Origin of the sequence: Maribacter polysiphoniae, assembly GCF_003148665.1 — a bacterium.
GTDB classification, from domain to species: Bacteria; Bacteroidota; Bacteroidia; order Flavobacteriales; family Flavobacteriaceae; genus Maribacter_A; species Maribacter_A polysiphoniae.
Window position 1 is genome coordinate 415,632 of record NZ_QGGQ01000003.1, and the last position, 20,561, is coordinate 436,192.

At 38.0% G+C, this 20,561-nt stretch carries 11 protein-coding genes; 10 read left to right on the top strand and 1 reads right to left on the bottom strand.

Annotation, left to right across the window (positions count from 1 at the left end):
• Positions 1 to 187 precede the first annotated feature (187 nt).
• Positions 188 to 391 carry a hypothetical protein gene (locus LX92_RS09430; protein ID WP_109650037.1) on the top strand — a complete coding sequence of 68 codons (204 nt, stop codon included), beginning with the start codon at positions 188 to 190 and terminating at the stop codon, positions 389 to 391.
• Positions 392 to 722: 331 nt separating this feature from the next.
• Here the strand turns inward: LX92_RS09430 and LX92_RS09435 are convergent, their stop codons facing one another.
• Positions 723 to 4,700, bottom strand: coding sequence for a hybrid sensor histidine kinase/response regulator transcription factor (locus tag LX92_RS09435; protein WP_109650038.1), 3,978 nt, complete (start codon positions 4,698 to 4,700; stop codon positions 723 to 725).
• Between the two features lie 427 nt (positions 4,701 to 5,127).
• On the opposite strand from LX92_RS09435, the gene LX92_RS09440 reads away from it, so the two are divergent.
• From LX92_RS09440 to LX92_RS09480, 9 genes are all read left to right on the top strand, one after another.
• On the top strand, positions 5,128 to 6,936 hold the full coding sequence (locus tag LX92_RS09440; protein WP_109650039.1) for a glycoside hydrolase family 2 protein: 1,809 nt from the start codon (positions 5,128 to 5,130) through the stop codon (positions 6,934 to 6,936).
• Positions 6,937 to 7,013: 77 nt separating this feature from the next.
• Entirely contained in the window at positions 7,014 to 8,042 is a 1,029-nt protein-coding gene (locus LX92_RS09445; RefSeq protein ID WP_109650040.1) for a glycoside hydrolase family 43 protein, read from the top strand.
• An 85-nt stretch (positions 8,043 to 8,127) separates the two neighbouring features.
• Positions 8,128 to 10,293, top strand: a complete 2,166-nt coding sequence (locus LX92_RS09450; RefSeq protein WP_109650041.1) for a beta-L-arabinofuranosidase domain-containing protein — start codon at positions 8,128 to 8,130, stop codon at positions 10,291 to 10,293.
• Between the two features lie 275 nt (positions 10,294 to 10,568).
• The gene (locus LX92_RS09455; protein ID WP_109650042.1) at positions 10,569 to 11,687 is read left to right on the top strand and encodes a glycoside hydrolase family 43 protein; all 1,119 of its coding nucleotides are present in this window, start codon (positions 10,569 to 10,571) and stop codon (positions 11,685 to 11,687) included.
• Positions 11,688 to 12,310: 623 nt separating this feature from the next.
• On the top strand, positions 12,311 to 15,460 hold the full coding sequence (locus tag LX92_RS09460; protein WP_109650043.1) for a SusC/RagA family TonB-linked outer membrane protein: 3,150 nt from the start codon (positions 12,311 to 12,313) through the stop codon (positions 15,458 to 15,460).
• A 13-nt stretch (positions 15,461 to 15,473) separates the two neighbouring features.
• Positions 15,474 to 17,363: a RagB/SusD family nutrient uptake outer membrane protein gene (locus LX92_RS09465; protein ID WP_109650044.1), complete on the top strand. Its 1,890-nt coding sequence runs from the start codon at positions 15,474 to 15,476 to the stop codon at positions 17,361 to 17,363.
• A gap of 20 nt (positions 17,364 to 17,383) precedes the next feature.
• Positions 17,384 to 18,076 (top strand): DUF3823 domain-containing protein, encoded by a 693-nt coding sequence (locus tag LX92_RS09470; protein WP_109650045.1) that lies wholly within the window; start codon positions 17,384 to 17,386, stop codon positions 18,074 to 18,076.
• A gap of 216 nt (positions 18,077 to 18,292) precedes the next feature.
• Positions 18,293 to 19,444: a glycoside hydrolase family 43 protein gene (locus LX92_RS09475; protein WP_109650117.1), complete on the top strand. Its 1,152-nt coding sequence runs from the start codon at positions 18,293 to 18,295 to the stop codon at positions 19,442 to 19,444.
• Between the two features lie 41 nt (positions 19,445 to 19,485).
• The gene (locus LX92_RS09480; RefSeq protein ID WP_109650046.1) at positions 19,486 to 20,553 is read left to right on the top strand and encodes a cellulase family glycosylhydrolase; all 1,068 of its coding nucleotides are present in this window, start codon (positions 19,486 to 19,488) and stop codon (positions 20,551 to 20,553) included.
• Positions 20,554 to 20,561 lie beyond the last annotated feature (8 nt).

Genomic DNA, 20,561 nt, shown 5'->3' on the forward strand with positions numbered 1-20,561 from the left:
TCATTATTATCAAGGAGTTCATTGGTGACGATGTGATTCGGTATGAGACATATTAAGGTAGGGTGGGGGTATCGATAACCCAGTTCATGGATTGGGTATACAAACAAGGGATTGATCAGCATGGAAGGAAAGGACCGTTAATTGGGTTCCTTTTGGATCTGTTCAACCAGCTTTAAAGTTGATTGGAATGAGGAGCAGGTACGAATACACGATTAGGGAACAATCGCAAGGGGAAGCTGTCATCAAGGGGCGAGGAAACTTGGGGGATCTCCAAGATATTTTGCCAGACGAGATATTCGCCGTCATCACATTGGTTGACGGGACCGATGGCCCTTTGGATATCAAGGTGGATACGGGGAAAACCAGCTATGAGATAAAGAAATACAATTGAAGGAGATCCTTATCGGAAAGATTTTGCATCGGACGAAATTTTGGTGCATTTATCGGATGGGCATTTGATTTCCAAATTGGGTATGCCCCAGCTATTTTCTATTTACACACCTTATGGGATAGTCCTAACTTAGGGAAATTAAGAAAATCCCTGTAGTAACTAGTACAAATGCCTCTACATTTCGCAAATACTTTTCATTTCAATTAATTCGAAATCTTTGGTAATTGAGATATTTATTACTTCTATTGTTTGAATTATTGGTTTACCTATTTCAGGGCGTTGTTCCTTGAAATGAAGATTTGAGAATATATATATGTTATTGTTCCAGGTATTAATTGGTAACATTTCCGTTTATATAATCCGATGGGGTCATGTTGAATTGTTTTTGGAAATTTCTTCCAAAACTGGTGGGTGAATTATAGCCTACAATATCGGCTACTTCAAAAATTTTATAGTTGCCTGTTTTCAGCAATTCCGCCGACTTTTTGAGCCTAGTGATGTTGATGAGCTCATTAGGACTTAGGTTTGAAATATCCTTGATTTTACGGTATAAGGTAGATCGACTCATGTGCATAATCTCGGCTAAGGTTTCTACATTTAAATCCGGGTCGGCCATATGGTTATAAATAATCTCATCTAATTTTTTAATGAAGGTTTCGTCTGTTTTGGTACTGGCGATACTTCGAATATGAGCTAATGGGGAGCTGGCATAATGCTCCATTATATGCTTTCTGTTATGAATTAGGTTGGCAGCCTGCACTTTTAAATGTTCCATTGAAAAGGGTTTGGCTATATAGGCATCAGCTCCTGATTCCAGACCTTCTATTTTAGAATTCAAAGTACTTTTTGCCGTTAAGAGCACTACAGGTATATGGCTTGTTTCAAGACTAGTCTTTATTTTTTCGCAAAATGTAAAACCATCCATACCTGGCATCATAACATCAGTTATCACCAATTGTATGTTTTCTTCCTTTAATATTTCTAATGCAATTTCGGCGTTTACTGCCTTGCGAACAATATAGTTATTCGCAAGGTCTTTGGCTATAAAATCCAGTAGATCTTCATTGTCCTCAACCAATAGGATAGCAGATTTATTACCATTTATTATTTCATTTTCCTGCTCCGCATTCCGTTGTTCGCTAATTTTTAGTTTTTTAGTGTTAAATAATTTAAACTCTTTTTCTTGATGTATCGGCAAACTGAGTACAAAGATGTTTAGTAGGCCATCACTAGTGTCCAGTTTCAAGTTTCCTTTGTGGAGTTCGGTAAGTGATTGAGCCAATGAAAGGCCAATACCCGTTCCAGGCCTATTTTCATTATCTACACCAGGTATCCTAAAAAAAGGTTCAAATATTCTGTCCCTTAAATAGGTGGGTATAAGATTTCCGTCATTTTTTACTGTTAATTCAAAAAAACCTTCATTGCTGTCCAAGGAGATAATAACCTTTCCTGCTGCGTATTTTATGGCATTGTTGAAAAGATTGCTTAAAATTTTCTTTAATGCCTCAGAATCAACAAAAGCATAAATTTCTTCGTTGCTTAATGTAAGTTCAAAATCAATATTCTTGTCCTTTATTGCCTGACTAAACCTAGCATGGGTTTTTTTAACAAGGCTCGTAATGTTGGTTTCAACAAAGGTAAGATTCATCCCTTCAAGTTCTGTTTTCCTAAAATCAAGTAATTGGTTTGCTAGATTCAATAACCGAGAGGTGTTTTTATCCATTATGGATAGGTTTTCCTTTAGTTCAGGTTGGTTGGTGGCTATTTTGAGCAATTTTTCCAAAGGACTTTTAATGAGTGTTAGTGGAGTGCGTATTTCATGGGAAATATTTGTGAAAAACTCAATTTTTGCTTGATAGATCTCTTTTTCCTTTCTATTGTTAAGTTGTTTTATTCTTTGAGTGTTTTCTTTCTTGAGTTTTTGGTCGAACCACTTAAAACTTAAAAAAATCAAAGTAGACACTAAAAAAGTGTATAGGACATAAGCCAAATTACTTTTCCAAAATACAGGTAATACTTTTATTTTCAATGCAGACGTCTCTTTGCCCCAAACCCCGCTATTATTAATCGATTTCACTTTAAAACTGTAATTGCCGGCTGCCAATTTGGTGAAATCAACTTTATGGTCCTTGTGTAGATAAGTCCAATCCTTATTAAGACCTTCCATTTTATACCAATATTCAGTATTTTCTGGAGCTGTGTAGCTGAGTGCGGAAAAATTTAAACTAAAGGAAGATTCTGAAGGGTGAAGAGTTAGGTGGTCAAGTAAGGTAATCGATTCTTTTATAGGGGAATCGTTTTGGTTCACCCGTACTTCTTGATTATCTATTTGTAATCCAGTAATATGTATTGGGGGACTGAACGAGTTTTTTAAAAAATCATTAGGATTGAAACTAATCAACCCGTTGACACAGCCAAAATACATTTTTCCAGTTGGGTCCTTATATGCCGAATTATAGTTGAACTGATCTCCCAAAAGTCCATTTGCCTTAGTATACGTTTTTTTGGTATCATTTTCCACATTAAATTCCACTAATCCATTTGAGGTTGAAACCCAAAGATTTTTCATATCATCTTCTAAAATAGAATAGAAAACATTGCTAGGGAAGCCATCTTTGGTGGAGTATTTCCTAAATGTTTTTTTATTTAAATCTAGAAGGTTTAATCCGTTTTCTGTGGTAACCCAAATATTATTATCGGAATCTTGAAAAATACTGTTGATATGATTGTGTGAAATACCAGTTGTTATTAGTTCGTCATATTTAAAACATCCTTTTTCTTTGGTTTTGGGATTGTAATAATAAAGCCCATCCCAATAGGTTCCTGCCCAAAGAACACCACTGTTGTCTTCAAGAAAACAAGTGTAATGATGATTTTCTGGGAAAGCTTCGACAAGATCGAAATGATCCCTTTTTTCATTATAGGTCAATACGCCCTCAGTGGTAATAGCGTATATTTCCTTGGCTGTAGACTCATATAGGGCAAAAACAAAATTGCTTCTCAAAGCACCTTCTTTTTCCATATTGTAATGTTTCACCACCTTATTTGTCTTAATATCCAAGATATCAAGACCGTGGTCAAACATACCTATCCATAAGTAATTGTCAGTTGGTAATAAGGCATGTATATTATGGTAGGATAATATGCCGCCATTTTCTTTTGAAGTAAAATTTGTGAATAAACCTGTTTTTGGGTTGTATTTATTGAGACCTGCATCTTCGGTACCTATCCATAAATTGCCATACTTATCGGGTTTTATTTCCCTCACGGCATTGCCGTTAATTGAGTTTTGGGAAGGTTTTGGGAAATACTTTTCAAAGGGGGTGTATTGCTTAGGATGATAATCAATACCTCCAAAGAAGGTCCCTGCCCAAATGCCTCCTTCCTTGTCTACCGTTAAGGAATATACCGCATTATCCGAAATGGCGTAAGGGTTATTGTAATCTTTCCTAAGATTGGTATAACCGTTGCTCCCCAAATCATAGATATGAATGCCCGACTCAGTTGCAACCCACAATTCATTTTTTCCACGAAGGGCAAAATCCCTCACATAGAATGAATTCGTTGTAATTGGTGCGATGTCCATAATGCGCTTTTCTATAATATCAAAAGCTACTACACCGTGATTCTGGGTGCCAATTAGGATGGTTCTATTGTCGAGATTGAATAATTTATTTATTCTAAAGAGTTTTTTGCTGTCAGCGGTAATGTTTAGTATATATTTCTGAAAAGAATTGGTTTCTTTAGAATAATGGAACAGCTCTTCTGGTGAAACTGCCCAAATTTCATTATCAAGGGTCTTTATCACTGAAATTGCATGAAAAAATCGATCAGGAGAAAATCTTGTTGTTTTGTTTGTTACAACATTATGTTTATTCAATGTGTTATCTGCGACAAACCAAAGGTTTCCAAAGTCATCATTTTCAATATCTAGAATATTGGCTTTCGTGGTGCCCTCCAATAAATCAAAATTTTCGAATCTTTCGTTGTATTTAAACAATCCATTATCGGTGCCGACCCAAATACTATTGTCAAATTCATGTACACATTCGACATAATTACCTTTTAGGCTCTTAGGGTTATCTGGGTTGTTTTGATAGAGCTTAAAGGTAAATCCATCAAATCTGTTTAACCCATTTTTCGTTCCAAACCACATGAAACCTTTTTTGTCTTGCAAAGAACTTAGAACGGTATTGTGTGATAACCCGTCTTCCACTTTGTAATGTTTAAAATAGTAATCCTGCCCCCATAGAAGTTGAAATTGTAAATTAAGTAGTACGATGCAGATAACTATTTTTCCTGTATTCATAGGTTTTGATGAAAAATTCTATTTGGATGAAATGTAGCTTATAAATCAATAATTATTAAAAAAGACATAGTTCTAAAATTCACTATGGAAACTTTCAGCAAGAAAGAGGGTTTTATGCCTTGCATATAATTTAAGTTGCTTCTTCACTTTTTTCAGTAAAAGTTGATCATTACATTTAAAGAGTGACTGTCAAATACAAAAATAGTGGTTGATCGGAGAATCTTAGAGTAGGTTACCCAACAAATCGTTCCAATATCATAACCATTTGTTTCAATTATGCTTTTCTAATCGTGAAGAACTGTATTTTGAACTGTTTGTATGAAAAAAAGAGACGGAAAAGTTGATGTAATTGCTATTATATGTATCTCTTTGATAGAAAAGTAACTTAGTTTCAAAAACTTTATAAACCATCAAAACAACTGTTCAAATGAAAAGAATTTTAATTCGCATAACATTCCTTCTTTTTTGTATCCCTTTAATGTCACAATGGAAACCGGCTGGAAAGAATATAAAGACGGCATGGGCAGAAAATATAAACCCCAATGAAGTACTTGGCGAATACCCACGTCCTATTATGGAAAGGGCGCAATGGAAAAATCTAAATGGTCTATGGGACTACGCCATACGTCCTTACGGCGATATGCATCCGACGAAATATGATGGTAAGATTCTTGTGCCATTTGCTGTTGAATCCAGTTTGTCTGGTGTAATGAAAGAGGTTGGCGATGAGAATGAACTTTGGTATCGGACTAGTTTTACCGTGCCAGAAGACTGGAGTGGAAAAAACACTTTATTGCATTTTGGGGCGGTTGACTGGAGAACGGATATCTGGGTCAATGATGTTAAGGTGGGCTCGCATTCTGGGGGGTATACTCCTTTTTCTTTTGATATAACGCCTTTTCTTAATAAAGGCCCCCAAAATTTGATTATCAGGGTTTGGGACCCCACTGACGATGGCCCACAGCCTAGGGGTAAGCAAGTAAATAATCCTGAGGGAATATGGTACACACCGGTGACGGGTATTTGGCAGACCGTTTGGTTGGAGCCTGTACATACCAAGCGTATTGCAAAAATACGCACTACGCCAGATCTCGATCATAGTGCAGTTAGGATTCTTGCTACTATAGATGAAGCTGTCCATGGTGATATTATCGAAGTAAATGTTTTGGAAGGCACTAGTATTGTAGCTAACGCCAAGGCTTCGGTCGGTGAGCCTATTGATATTTCATTGAAGAATCCAAAACTTTGGTCTCCAGAATCCCCTTTTTTATATGATATTCAGGTTAAACTTATAAGTGCAGGAAAAACGACAGATCAGGTAAAAAGTTATTTTGCCATGCGAAAAATCAGCATGAAAAGAGATGATCTTGGTGTTATGCGCATGCAATTGAACAATAAGGATTATTTCCAGTTTGGCCCCTTGGATCAAGGGTGGTGGCCTGATGGTCTTTATACCGCCCCAACTGACGAAGCGCTCAAATATGATATAATTAAGACCAAGGAATTCGGGTTTAATATGATTCGTAAGCATGTAAAAGTTGAGCCTGCCCGATGGTATATGCATTGTGATCGCTTAGGGATGCTAGTTTGGCAAGATATGCCGAGTGGTGATCGGTCCAATGGGTGGCAGAATAAAAAATATTTTGATGGCTCGGAGTTAAAACGTTCGGGAGAATCAGAAAGAATATACAGAAAGGAATGGAAAGAGATTATGGATTATTTATATTCTTACCCGAGCATTGTGGTGTGGGTGCCATTTAATGAAGCTTGGGGGCAGTTCAAGACCGTTGAGATTACTGAATGGACCAAAAACTATGACCCAAACAGGTTGGTTAACTCTGCAAGTGGGGGGAATCATTTTCAAACTGGCGATATTTTGGATCTTCACAATTACCCCCAGCCCGATTTGTACTTGTATGACGCAAATAGGGTAACAGTGCTTGGAGAATATGGTGGTATTGGGTTGCCTTTAGAAGGGCATTTGTGGAAAACGGACAATAATTGGGGCTATGTGAAATTCAAAAATTCAAAAGAAGTTACAGAAGAATATGTAAAGTACGCCATGATGCTCAAAAAAATGGTCAAGGCTGGTTTTTCGGCAGCTGTTTACACACAGACCACTGATGTTGAAGGTGAAGTAAATGGGTTTATGACCTATGATCGAAAGGTGGATAAAATGAATATTTCCAAGGTGAAAAAAGTTAACCAAGAAGTAATCAGTGCGTTACAAAATTAATTTTTAAATATTTTAATAGACGTCCTTTTTTTACAAATAGTAAAAAGGACGTCTTACCCATTTTAAACGCCTAAGAAATGAAACCTATAAAACCCATTTTTCCTTACCTATGTTTTCTGCTTGTCGTTAATGTGCAATCGCAAATCAAAAGCGCGGATACTACAGAAAACAACAACCCTATTTTTGAAGGCTGGTATGCTGATCCTGAAGGTGTCATATTCGATGACACCTACTGGGTATACCCTACTTTCTCCGATGATTATGACAAACAGTTGCATTTTGATGCTTTCTCTTCCAAAGATTTGGTCAATTGGCATAAACACGAGCGTATTCTAGATACTACTAACATTAAATGGTTGAGACAGGCATTGTGGGCACCTTCGATCATAGAAAAAGAGGATAAATATTTTCTCTTTTTCGGAGCTAATGATATCCAACGACCGGGTCGGGATTCTTTTGACCCTAAAAATGATATTAACCATTATGGTGGTATAGGGGTGGCTGTTGCCGATAACCCTGAAGGACCTTTTGAAGACTATTTGGGTAAACCCTTGATTTCCGATTTTTATAATGATGCCCAACCTATCGACCAGTTTGTTTTCAAGGATATTGAAGGTACTTATTATTTTTTCTATGGGGGTTGGAGCCATTGTAATTTGGGGAGGTTGAATGAAAATTTTACAGGATTTATTCCTTGGGATGATGGCAATCTATTTAAAGAAATTACACCTGAAGGTTATGTAGAAGGCCCCTTTATGTTCGTAAGAAAAGGCATTTATTATTTTATGTGGTCAGAAGGGGGGTGGACGAATGGTAGTTACAAAGTAGCCTATGCTATGTCTGATAACGCAATGGGCCCTTATAAAAGAATAGGTACCATATTAGAATCCAAAGAAGGAGACATCGCTACAGGGGCGGGTCATCATTCGGTAATCAGAAAGCCAAACACTGACGACTGGATAATGGTTTACCACAGAAGACCCATTCCCAACAAAGATCGTGACCACCGTGTAACTTGTATGGATAAAATGGAATTTAATGGGGATGGAACCATAAAGCCCATTAAAATGACTTTTGAAGGGGTAACAGGTACTTCCAAGAAATAAAAACCAAAGGAAGTTATTATGTTTCCGATGGCCAGTTTACGAATGGTGGATCACTAGAACTCCAAACAAATCATAAATAATTAAAATGATGAACAAGAAAGTTAATTTAATCGCAATTGTTTTTTTACTGTTCCTATTTTCCTGTGCGGAAGAACAAAACAATTCTGAAACGGTGGTTGTTGAGACTTTCGATGTTCCCCCTACTAAATCAACGAACATCAACTATATAGGCAATCGAGCGCCTTTGGTAGAAAGTGCCTTGATAAAACTACCCTTGGGAGCCATAAAACCTGATAATTGGTTAAAGGAGTCCCTGCAAAGACAGGCAGACGGACTCATGGGCAATCTTGGAGAAATAAGTGCTTGGCTGCAAAAAGAAGACAATGCGTGGCTCGCCAAAGACGGTAAAGGATCTTGGGGTTGGGAAGAGGTTCCCTATTGGCTAAAGGGGTATTTGAATACGGCCTATATTTTGGAAGATGAAACGATGATCAAGGAAGCCCAGATATGGATTGAAGCAGCTATTGCCAGCCAACGTACCGATGGTAATTTTGGCCCTATCATGGTCTCGGATGAAGATGGCACCCAAGATTTTTGGAGCAATATGATCATGTTGTATTGTCTACAATCATATTATGAATATACCCAGGATGAAAGAGTCATAGATTTGATGACCAAATATTTTGAGTTTCAATTGGGTTTGCCCGATGAACAACTACTTTCAAAAACACAATATTGGCAACGTATTCGAGGGGGCGATAACCTATACAGTGTTACTTGGTTGTACAACCGTACCGGTGAAAAATGGCTCTTGGAACTAGCGGAAAAAATACACCGCGTAACCGCACCATGGTCAAAAAGGGACAATACCCTTGACGAAATCGGAAATTGGAAAGAAAAGCGTGAGGGTACTGAATGGCCCGAATGGTATGGTTACCTTGTAGATTGGCACAATGTAAACGTTGCGCAGGCATTTCGGGAACCAGCCCAATATTATGAGTTAAGCCATAATGATAATGATTTACAGGCAACCTATGATAATTTTGATATTATAAGAGAACATTTTGGACAGGTCCCTGGTGGAATGTTCGGATCAGATGAAAATGCAAGACCAGGATATGACGACCCAAGACAGGGTGTAGAGACTTGTGGGATGGTAGAACAAATGAACTCCGATGAGCATTTATTACGAATTACCGGTGATATTTTTTGGGCAGATCATGTCGAAGAGGTTACATTTAATTCATTTCCGGCAGCATTGATGCCTGATTTTAGGTCACTCCGTTATATAACCAGTCCCAACATGGTGCTGAACGATGATCAAAACCATCGACCGGGAATCATGAATGACGGGCCTTTTTTGATGATGAATCCGTTCAGTTCACGTTGTTGTCAACATAACCATGGACAAGGTTTACCCTATCTTGTTGAAAACCTTTGGATGGCTACTCCTGATAATGGATTGGCGGCAGTTATCTATGCGGCAAATACTGTAAAGGCAAAAGTAGGCAAGGGGCAAGAAGTGGGCATTGCCTTAAAAACCAATTATCCCTTTGAAGATGATTTGACATTTACCATTTGTAGTGATAAGGAAGCAACATTCCCGTTATATTTTCGAATCCCTGCTTGGTGTACATCTGCCAGTTTAGTACTGAACAATGAAAAAATGAATGTTTCAGCAAAGGGGGGTAAGTATGTACGATTGGTAAGAACATGGAAAAATGGGGATATTATCAAACTTTCTCTTCCAAAAACCTTGAAAGTAAGAACATGGGTGAAGAACCACAATAGTGTAAGTGTAGATTACGGACCTTTGACATTTTCATTGAAAATCGGAGAAAAATACATAAAAAAAGAGAGTGATAAGACTGCTCTTTGGGATTCAAAATGGCAAAAAGGAGTTGATGTCGATAAATGGCCTTCGTATGAAATCCACCCCACAACTGCATGGAATTATGGATTGGTTTTGAGCGAATCAGACCCGCAAGGTTCTTTTACAATTGAGACCAGACCATGGCCCAAAGATAATTATCCTTTCACACCGGATAAGGCCCCCATTGTTTTGAGGGCTAAAGGCAAACGAATTCCACAGTGGGAAATTGACAAATACGGATTGGCAGAAGAATTGCAGGATAGTCCTGTGAAATCAAAAGAGCATGAGGAGGAGATTGAACTTATTCCAATGGGTGCGGCTAGACTACGCATAAGTTCATTTCCTGTAATTGGTGAAAATGGAAAAGATTGGCAATAGTTGTCGGTGACAAGGCATAAACCTTCAATTTTACGCCTCTAGGAAGAAAAGCACAATTAGAAACACTTTCTGACATTTCATTTTACGATAATCATAGAACTTCTATTCAAGTAGCTGCATTGACTTTTGAAAGTGAAACTTTATAAAGCGATAAGGAAAGACCTTTTGATTTTATGGCTACCGGATTTAGAATAAATGATGAATGACAATAATTAAATAAGAGGGGGGACTTTCTCCAGTTAGTGAATTACTAAAAACCTTATAAAACATATGATATGAAAGCAATCACTATTTCAAAATTTGTCATAGTAGTTTTGGTTATTTTTGCATTTGGCTGCAAGGTAGCCGGTTCGAGAAAGGAAATTGTCACTTCTGTTGAAGTAATTGGTGATAGTCATGACATCAATACTTTTACCAATCCGTTGTTGCCGAGTGGTGCGGATCCATGGGCCATTTATCATAAAGGCAATTACTATTATATAAAGTCTGGAGCCAATGCTATCACACTTATGAGAACCCCTGATATTACCGATTTGAAAAATGCCGAAAAGAAAATAATTTGGACTGCTCCAAATACTGGTGACCATTCCAAGAATATTTGGGCTCCTGAGGTTCACAATATTGATGGGTTTTGGTATGTTTATGTTGCTGCGGATGATGGGGACAATAGAAATCATAGAATGTTCGTATTGGAAAACAGATCAGCAGATCCGTTTGAAGGAGAATTTATTGTGAAATCGAAGCTTAGAACTGATCCTAATGACAATTGGGCCATAGATGGTAGTATTTTCAGGCATAAAGATAAATTCTATTTTATATGGTCCGGATGGGAAAAGCCGAAAGCAAAGATTGAAACACAGAATATTTATATTGCCCGTATGTCAGATCCTTGGACAATTACTTCGGAAAGGGTTTTACTAAGTACACCTGAATTTGATTGGGAACGGAATTGGGAATATCCCGATGTTTGGCATCCTGATGCCCCGGTTTACGTAAATGAAGGGCCACAAGCCTTGGCACATGGAAGTAAATTACATATTATTTATTCAGCAAGTGGATGCTGGACACCTTATTATGCGTTGGGTATTTTATCTATGGATGCTGAAAGTGACCCAATGGATTTATCTTCCTGGAAAAAATCAAAAGAGCCGATATTTCAACAATCATTGGAAAACCGAGTTTACGGTACGGGGCATAACTCTTTCTTTAAAAGTCCCGATGGCACTGAAGATTGGGTTTTGTACCATGCCAATGATAACCCAACCGATGGATGTGCGGAAAAACGTTCACCAAGGGCACAAAAAATCAGCTGGTCAGATGATGACATGCCAATTTTAGGAATTCCCTTGCCCACTTCAAAACAGTTGGCAAAACCTTCTGGGACAAACAAATAGAATAAGAATTTCATCTTCAAAAATTACAATGTGCGTAAAAAGGTATAATTTTTTATTTGACACAAGAAATACTGAGTCGGACTATAGATCGTTCGGCTCTTTTTTTTTCTAATAAGTTCATTGTTTATTTAAGGAAATAGGTTTTCAAGTCTATAAACCGAATATAAAGACAAATACTGGCGAGTATCTTAAATAATAATTCAGATTCCCATTTAGTTTTATGGTACCGAGGAATTCATACTGACGAAAGCCATTTGTAATATACTATTCTAGAAGAAATTGGGTAATGCTAGTTCTCAAGCTTAGTTGAATCCTGATGAAGAAATCCACAACGTGTTGCATGGTTCAACAATATGTGTCAACCCATGCTATTTCTTAATGTAATCTTAATATTTGAACGATTTGTACGAAACAATGAAACAAATTAAATGATCATCCAGCAGTGAAATGGGTTTATTTGACATGTGTCAATGTGATAAAATTTTAACCAAAAAATAATAATAACAAAAAAAGAAGAACTAATTATTGCGTATTAAACAAAAAACCACCTTCGAATTAAAAATTTGATTTGAGGATTATAAATAAACCAACTCTAAACTTAATGATCATAAAAATGAAAAACAATGAAAAAACGACCAACTAAATTTATTCAACAGCTGCTGGTATATGTATGCTTGCTATTTATTTCCGTGAATTTGGGATACGGGCAGGATCAAATATCGGTAACAGGGACGGTTACTGCTATGAACGGAGGTGATTTTTTGCCTGGTGTATCGATAATTGTTAAAAATACAACGAATGGGGTAAGCACTGATTTTAATGGGAATTATAGCATAGAAACTACTTCGGATGCTGTATTGGTTTTAAGTTATCTTGGATTTAAAACCATAGAAATTCCTGTGAATGGTCAAACTACGATTGACGTTCAACTTGAAGATGATGTTGCTGCTCTTGATGAAGTGGTTATAACTGGGTATACAACACAGGAGAAAAAATCCATTACGGCAGCTATCTCAACAGTTACTAGCAAGGATTTGGAAAATGTGCATGCGGGGGCTTCTGTAAGCTCTGGACTTGCAGGTAAAATTTCAGGGGTTACCTTTAAAATGGCGGATGGTCGTCCAGGTGCTTCGGCAGCCATTCAAATTCGTAATATGGGTAATCCCCTATATATTATTGATGGCATTCAACAAGATGTAAGACAATTCAATAACATTTCACCAGGTGATATAGCAAGTATTTCTGTTCTTAAAGATGCATCTGCTGCAATTTATGGAGTTAGGGCTGCCAATGGGGTTGTTGTGGTAACAACAAAGCGCGGAAGAAAGAATTCTAAGAATGTGGTTGATATCAATGCTTATTATGGTGGACAAAACTGGTCTAGATTTCCAAATACAGTGAATGACTCCTATGAATATATGAGCAGAAAAGCTGAAGCGGAACTGAATGAATTTGGGGAAACACAAATTACCCAAGAAGAATTGGATAAATATAGTTTGGGTACAGAAGCTGGTTACCAATCCTTTAATTGGAAAGATTTTATTATTAAAAAGAACGCTCCGTTGTACAATATCAATGTTAGTACATCTGGGGGGTCAGAAAAGATAAACTACTATATTTCCGGTACCCATTTAAAACAGGAAGCGGTTTTGGGTCCAGAGTTTAGTTTTGAACGAAGTAATATTCAGAGCAACCTGGATGCCAATATTACAGATCGCTTAAAAGTAGGCGTTCAGATTAATGGTAGAATAGAGACTACTGACAATCCGGGAATACCTGGAGCTGATGATTATTGGTTACCGCGGTTTGCTATTTTACGTAATAGACCTTATGAGCGACCTTATGCCAATGACAATCCTGAATATTTGAATGATATAGGTCATAACGAGACCAACTGGGCACTGCACAACAAAGAAATTGGCGGCTACTCAACAGATATTAGACGTGTCCTTCAAACAAATTTTAGTGGTGAATATAAATTTGGAGGTATTGCAGAGGGGCTAATTGTAAAGGGTATGTATTCTTACTTCATTGAAGACCAAGTTCTGAATGGGCATGAATATACGTACGACGCTTATACATATGATGCTACAAATGATGAATATAATGCTACAGGAGGTAGTTCTAATCCATGGAGGGAGCGTAGAAACCGTAAGCAAATTAAAAAGGTTTACCAAGGTCAGCTCCTATACAAGAAATCCTTTGCAGAAAACCATAATGTTGAAGGTTTGTTCATGGTGGAGCGCCAAGAGGAACGAGATCAGAACCAATGGTTTCGTTCTGTACCGGAAACCAATATTCTTCCTTTGATTTATTTTGCTAATCTGGCTGATTTTCAAGATTATGACGCAGAATTGGCGAGAATAGGATACATTGGAAAACTCAATTATAATTTTAAAGAGAAATACTATGTAGAGTTATCAGGCAGGCAAGATGCTTCATGGAAGTTTGCACCCAGCAAAAGAAAAGGTTTTTTTCCATCGGGTTCTATTGGTTGGAGGCTAACCGAAGAGGATTGGTATGATACCATTGCAGGAGAAGATCCTTGGGTGTCAGAATTTAAACTTAGGGCATCTTATGGTATCCTGGGAGATGATGATATCGGTATTGGGGCTTATGACTATTTACCAGGATATAACTATAATACGGGGACGGTTATATTAGATGACCAACCTATTGTTGGGGCTAGGGACAAAGGGCAGATTGTTGATAATATATCTTGGTTCAAGAGTAAGATAACGGATATTGGTTTTGATTTTAGTCTTTTCAATGGTAAGATTTCGGGGTCGTATGATTATTTCTACAGATTACGAACCGGTCTTAGAGGTAGGAAATACGATATTTTAATACCTAATGAATTAGGGTACGGACTTCCCGATGAAAATGTGAACAGTGATGCACAATCCGGATTTGAAGGAGCAATTACTTATACCAATAGTTTTGGAGATTTTAATTTGACTGTATCAGGAAACGGTTCTTATTCCAGAGGTAAATTCATCGAATCCTATAAGCCGAGATTTGAAAATTCTTGGCAAGAGTATAGAAGTTCAAATGAAGGAAGGTATAACGATATAAGATGGGGGTTCAATACAATAGGACAATTCCAATCACAAGAGGAAATAAACAATTATACTGTGGATATCGATGGTCAGGGCAACAGGACTTTGTTGCCGGGCGATCTTATTTATGAGGATTTAAACGGTGATGGAACCATCAACGGTTTAGATGAAAAGCCAATTGGTTATAGTTGGGGGAGACAACCTTCTATTAATTTTGGTTTAAATATCCGAATGGACTATAAAGGAGTTGATTTTTCAGCCGATTTCTCTGGAGGATCAGGTTATTCTTGGGCCCAGGAGTGGGAGACCCGATGGGCTTTTCAGAACCAAGGAGCTTTAAACACAATATTCTTGGACTCATGGAGACGTCAGGATCCTGCTGATCCAAATAGTACTTGGATACCCGGAAAATATCCTGCATTACGTTATAATAGTGGATATCACAGTAACTATAGATGGGGGCAAGCTTCAACTTACTGGATGCACAATGTAACTTATTTAAGGGCCCGTACCATCGAATTGGGTTATTCATTACCAAAATCCTTATTGGACAAAGCTGGTTTGCAAAAGGCACGGTTCTATGTGAACGCATATAACCTATTCTCTTTTGACAATCTATCTAAATTCGGTATAGACCCAGAAGTTAATGACACCAATGGATTACAGTATCCACAAAATAAATTTGTTAATGTAGGGGTGAACCTATCCATATAAAATTGATTTAAAGATGAAAAAGTATATATTTTTAGCAGGGATTATTACGATGTTGGCTTGGAGTTGTACCAAGAACGACGAGGAATTCTTAGACCGACCACCATCTTCATTATTGACGCAAGATCAGATATTTAAAGATCCGAGTGCTGTTCTATCCGTATTGGGGGATTTATATAATAGATATGAAGATTTTGGAAGACTTGATGATTGGGCATCCGTTGCGCAATTCAATGTGGCATATTGGTCAGAGGTGGGGCGCTATCAAGAGTTTCAGAATGATGGTTGGGGTTATGGCTCATGGGGGATATGGGATTATGGATACATTAGGGAAATTAACCTATTCTTGGAACGATGTGAAGAAGCAACTGAGTTGGAAGAATCACTAAAAGCCCGTTTCTTGGCTGAAGGACGTTTTTTAAGGGCATCTTATTATTTTGAGATGGTAAAACGCATGGGTGGGGTTCCTTTGATTTTAGAATCAGAAACCTATGATTTTAGTGGTGATGCATCTTATTTACAGCACCCAAGAGAAACCGAAGCAGCCATTTATGATTTTGTTATAGGAGAAGCGGATGCCTTAAAGGACATTTTGCCTACTGATGTAAATTCAAAGTCTCGGGCTACAAAAGGGGCTGTCCTAGCGATGAAAGCTAGAGCGGCACTATATGCCGGGTCAATTGCCAAATATGGGACAACAACACCACAGGTTTCGTTGCCAGGAAATGAAGTTGGGATTCCTGCTTCAATGGCCGATGGTTATTATACACAAGCATTATCAGCTGCAGAGGCTATCATCAATGGAGATGCAGGGGCCTATGGTTTGTATACTAAAAAACCGAATCTTTCGGAAAATTTTGAAGCACTTTTTTATGATAAGGCCAATAATCCAGAAGCAATCTTTGTGGAGGATTACAAAGTCGGTGCAGGAAAGATCCACTACTTCACAGGTTGGAATCAACCACGTTATGGTGCTGAAGAAGAAGAGGGAGGGCGTATAAACCCCAGTTTACAATTAGTACAATCTTTTGAAATGTTGGATGGTACTTATGCACCGTTGGAAAATGAAGTAGGAGGCAATCCTGTTTATTATGACAATATAGATGATATTTTTCAAAATAGGGATGCCCGTTTGGCTGGCACTGTCATATTGCCCGGTTCCACGTTCAAGTCGAAACCTGTTGATATTTGGGCGGGAGTAGTATTGGCCGATGGTTCTATTGTAAGTGGCGATTCACGTGGCCAGGAAAAAACATTACCAGGAGCTACGGAACAAGTACAGGTAGTAGGATTTGATGGTCCTATCGATGGGCTTGAATTTACAGCTCAGAGTGGTTTTTATATCCGTAAGTATCAAGATCCGAACACGGGGTCAGGTCGTCGTGGTACCCAAAGTGATGTTTGGTTTATACGATACAGATACGGGGAAGTGTTGTTGAATGCTGCCGAGGCGGCATTCGAGTTGGCACAACCGGATGTTGCGGCAGGCTATCTAAACGAACTTAGGGCGAGGGCTGGTATTACTGTCCCATTGACAGGTGCAGACGTGAGTTTTGATAAAATCGCCCATGAACGTTATGTTGAGTTAGCATTTGAAGGACTGCATTTCTTTGATTTAAAAAGATGGCGATTGGCACATGTTGTATTGGACGGAAACCCAATTAGTGAAACCGAAGTCACACAGAACATTGGTGTTGCCAGCAAGAGGGAAACCCAACCATACAGTATATGGCCTTATAGATACCATAATCCTGGAGATCCGAACGATGGTAAGTGGCTGTACAAAACTTTGAGATTGTCCAGAATTACTGGAGCAGACCGTTTCCAACTTGGGAACTATTACTCAGAGATAGGACAAGATCTAATCAATAATAATCCCAAATTGGTTAGGAACCCAAATCAATAATCGATTTTAATACAGATATTATGAAAACTAAATTTTATTTATTGATACTCAGTACGTTATTAGTGGTGACGTCATGTGAACTTGATAATTTTGATGAACCAGATGCAATTTTCACAGGGCGTATCATGTACAACGGAGAGGCCATTCCCGTTGCTAGAAATCAAGTTAGGTTTGAACTTTGGCAACCAGAGTATGAAACACCAGCCCCCATAGATGTTGCCATCGCGCAAGATGGAAGTTTTAGCAGTCGTTTGTTTTCAGGGAAATACGAACTTCGATTTTTACAAGGAGAAGGACCTTTTAAGGCTCCTACGAACGCTATCAATATTGAATTGAGTGGTGGTAAGCAAATGGATATAGAGGTTACACCTTATCATTTGATAAGAAACCTTCAATTTTCTCATTCTTCAGGTACTATAAGTGCAACTTGTTCTGTAGACCAAATTCTGACTGGTGCGGATGCGAAAGATGTTGAAAGGGTTGTACTAGTAATCAATAGGACCCAGTTTGTTGATGCCAATAGTGGTAGTGAAGGAAGTATAGCACAGGTAGATGCGACGGATATTTCTAATTTAAGTAGTTTGGAAATGTCTGTGGAAATACCCATTGATCCCAAAAAACCTGATCAAGATTATATGTTTGCCCGCATTGGAGTGAAAATGATAGGTGTTGAGGATATGATTTATTCCCAAGTCGAAAAAATAGCGCTCTGATTATTTAAAGATGACCGAAGTTAAAAAGCACGTATAATATCCAAAGATAATATCATGGAACCCATGGTAAGAAGAAGTTAGTTTTTTTGAGTTAGTGAGTGAGTTAAGTTTTACCGGATTTTCTATGAAAATCCGGTAATTTTTTCAGCAAAAAAGACTCTGTTAGCCCTAAATTCTTTGACATTGTTCCAAGACTGGTATACAGTATAAATGTTTATGGTTAAAAAAATAAAAACAATTCCTTATAAGTTTGTATTTATCCTATTGTTTTTTTGTCTTGCTTGCAAAACGGATAAAAAACAAGCTTCTATATCCAATGAAGAAGCCAACATATATTCGAATCCATTGAATGTAAACTTCGGTGACCCATTTATTTTGGATAATGGAGACGGAACGTACTTTATGTATGGTACTGGTGGTGGTGCCAAGGACGGTTTTTCAACCTATTCTTCCACTAATCTAACTGACTGGGAATATGAGGGTCAGGTTTACCAAGGAAACACAGCCGAATCTTGGAATTTAAAAAGTTTTTGGGCACCTGAAGTTTATAAGATTGATAATGCTTATTATTTGTTTTATAGTGCCGACAAAAAAGATAATCCTACTAACGAGTTAGAAACCTATAGCATTGGCGTTGCTTTTTCAGATAGTCCTAAAGGCCCTTTTGCAGATTTAAAAAATGAACCCCTTTTTGATCCGGGCTATCCGATAATTGATGCTAATGTTTTTCAAGACGATAACGGAAAGTATTATTTATATTATTCCCGTGCCTGTTATAAACATTCAGTTAAGAGCGAGATTTCTGAATGGGCAAAAAATGAAGGTTTATATGACGAATTAGAGGAAAGTTGGGTCTATGGTGTAGAACTTGCACCTGATTTTAAAAGCATAATAGGGGAGCCAGTTTTACTTCTTAGCCCTCCAAGTTCTATAAATGATCAAAATGCTGAATGGGAAAGTCGTTCGGTAATCTCAAAAGAAATAAATCGCAGATGGACAGAAGGTTCTTATACGTTTAAACATGGTGCGACCTATTATATGATGTATTCGGCCAATTATTATGCTGGCCCGAATTATGCGGTTGGTTATGCAACGGCTGCCCATCCTTTGGGACCTTATTCGAAGGCAGGAAACAATCCGGTTTTACAGAAGAATAGTGCAACTGGGGGAGATGTCACGGGAACAGGTCACAACAGTGTTCTTTTTCTAGACGGAGGTTCAACAATGTACGCGGTTTATCATGGAAGGACAAAGCAAAGTGGGGAAAAACGTGTCGTATTTATAGATGAAATGGAAATTTTGGAAGACGGTACCCTGGTTGTGAATGGGCCAACCACAGCACCTAAGCCATATCCCTTGGTGAAATAACAGATCAACTTAAGAATCAGTACAATTTAAACATAGAACAAATGAAAAAATCCTTATTAACAAGCCTGTTGTTATTTGTCGTAGTATTCGGGTTGGCACAAGAAAACCTATTGGAAGAAAATAAATGGTCAAGAGAGGAAGCTCACAAATGGTATGCACAACAAGGTTGGATTACTGGGGCGAATTTTGTGCCGAGTACCGCTATTAACCAACTGGAAATGTGGCAGGAAGAGACATTTGATCCAAAGACCATGGACCGTGAATTGGGTTTTGCCGAAAGCATTGGTTTTAATACTATGCGGGTCTACCTTCACAGTTTGGCATATAAAGCAGACCCAAAAGGATTTAAAAAACGAATGGACACTTATTTGGGAATTGCCAATAAACATGGTATAAAAACACTATTTGTGATTTTTGACGACGTTTGGCAAAAAAAACCAAAAGTAGGAAAGCAGCAAGAACCTGTACCAGGTACACATAACTCAGGTTGGGTGCAAGATCCAGGGGACCCTGCCCATAAAGAGAAAAAGAATTTCGCCGCTCTTGAGGTTTATGTAAAAGACATACTCAAGACTTTTGCCAACGATGATCGTGTTTTAATGTGGGATCTCTACAACGAACCCGGTAATGAAGGAAAAAGGAATACCACTTTGCCGTTGCTAAAGAGTGTTTTTACATGGGCCAGGGAAGTAAACCCCAGTCAACCTATCACTGCGGGACTATGGGCCTGGGATTTACAAGAGTTGAATGCTTTTCAGGCCTTGAATTCTGATATTTTGACCTATCACGACTATGCGGATGAAAAACACCATCAACATATAATTAATTTATTAAAATCCCATGGCAGACCAATGATTTGTACTGAATATATGGCTAGGACAAATAATAGTCGTTTTGCCAATATTCTACCCGTGTTGAAAAAAGAGAATATAGGCGCCATCAATTGGGGATTGGTTGATGGTAAGTCAAATACCAAATATGCTTGGAGTACGCCAATAAAGGATGGCGCGGAGCCGGTAGAATGGTTTCATGATGTTTTTAGGAAAGACGGAACACCTTACCGACAAGATGAGGTGGATTTGATCAAGAAGTTGAACTCAGAAAAGTAACTGCTGGA

Excerpts from the sequence above, each read along its gene's own strand:
- LX92_RS09440 (WP_109650039.1), top strand. The coding sequence starts at position 5,128 with ATGAAAAGAATTTTAATTCGCATAACATTCCTTCTTTTTTGTATCCCT.
- LX92_RS09470 (WP_109650045.1), top strand. The coding sequence starts at position 17,384 with ATGAAAACTAAATTTTATTTATTGATACTCAGTACGTTATTAGTGGTG.
- LX92_RS09455 (WP_109650042.1), top strand. The coding sequence starts at position 10,569 with ATGAAAGCAATCACTATTTCAAAATTTGTCATAGTAGTTTTGGTTATT.
- LX92_RS09435 (WP_109650038.1), bottom strand. The coding sequence starts at position 4,700 with ATGAATACAGGAAAAATAGTTATCTGCATCGTACTACTTAATTTACAA.
- LX92_RS09475 (WP_109650117.1), top strand. The coding sequence starts at position 18,293 with ATGGTTAAAAAAATAAAAACAATTCCTTATAAGTTTGTATTTATCCTA.
- LX92_RS09465 (WP_109650044.1), top strand. The coding sequence starts at position 15,474 with ATGAAAAAGTATATATTTTTAGCAGGGATTATTACGATGTTGGCTTGG.
- LX92_RS09480 (WP_109650046.1), top strand. The coding sequence starts at position 19,486 with ATGAAAAAATCCTTATTAACAAGCCTGTTGTTATTTGTCGTAGTATTC.
- LX92_RS09460 (WP_109650043.1), top strand. The coding sequence starts at position 12,311 with ATGAAAAAACGACCAACTAAATTTATTCAACAGCTGCTGGTATATGTA.
- LX92_RS09450 (WP_109650041.1), top strand. The coding sequence starts at position 8,128 with ATGATGAACAAGAAAGTTAATTTAATCGCAATTGTTTTTTTACTGTTC.
- LX92_RS09445 (WP_109650040.1), top strand. The coding sequence starts at position 7,014 with ATGAAACCTATAAAACCCATTTTTCCTTACCTATGTTTTCTGCTTGTC.
- LX92_RS09430 (WP_109650037.1), top strand. The coding sequence starts at position 188 with ATGAGGAGCAGGTACGAATACACGATTAGGGAACAATCGCAAGGGGAA.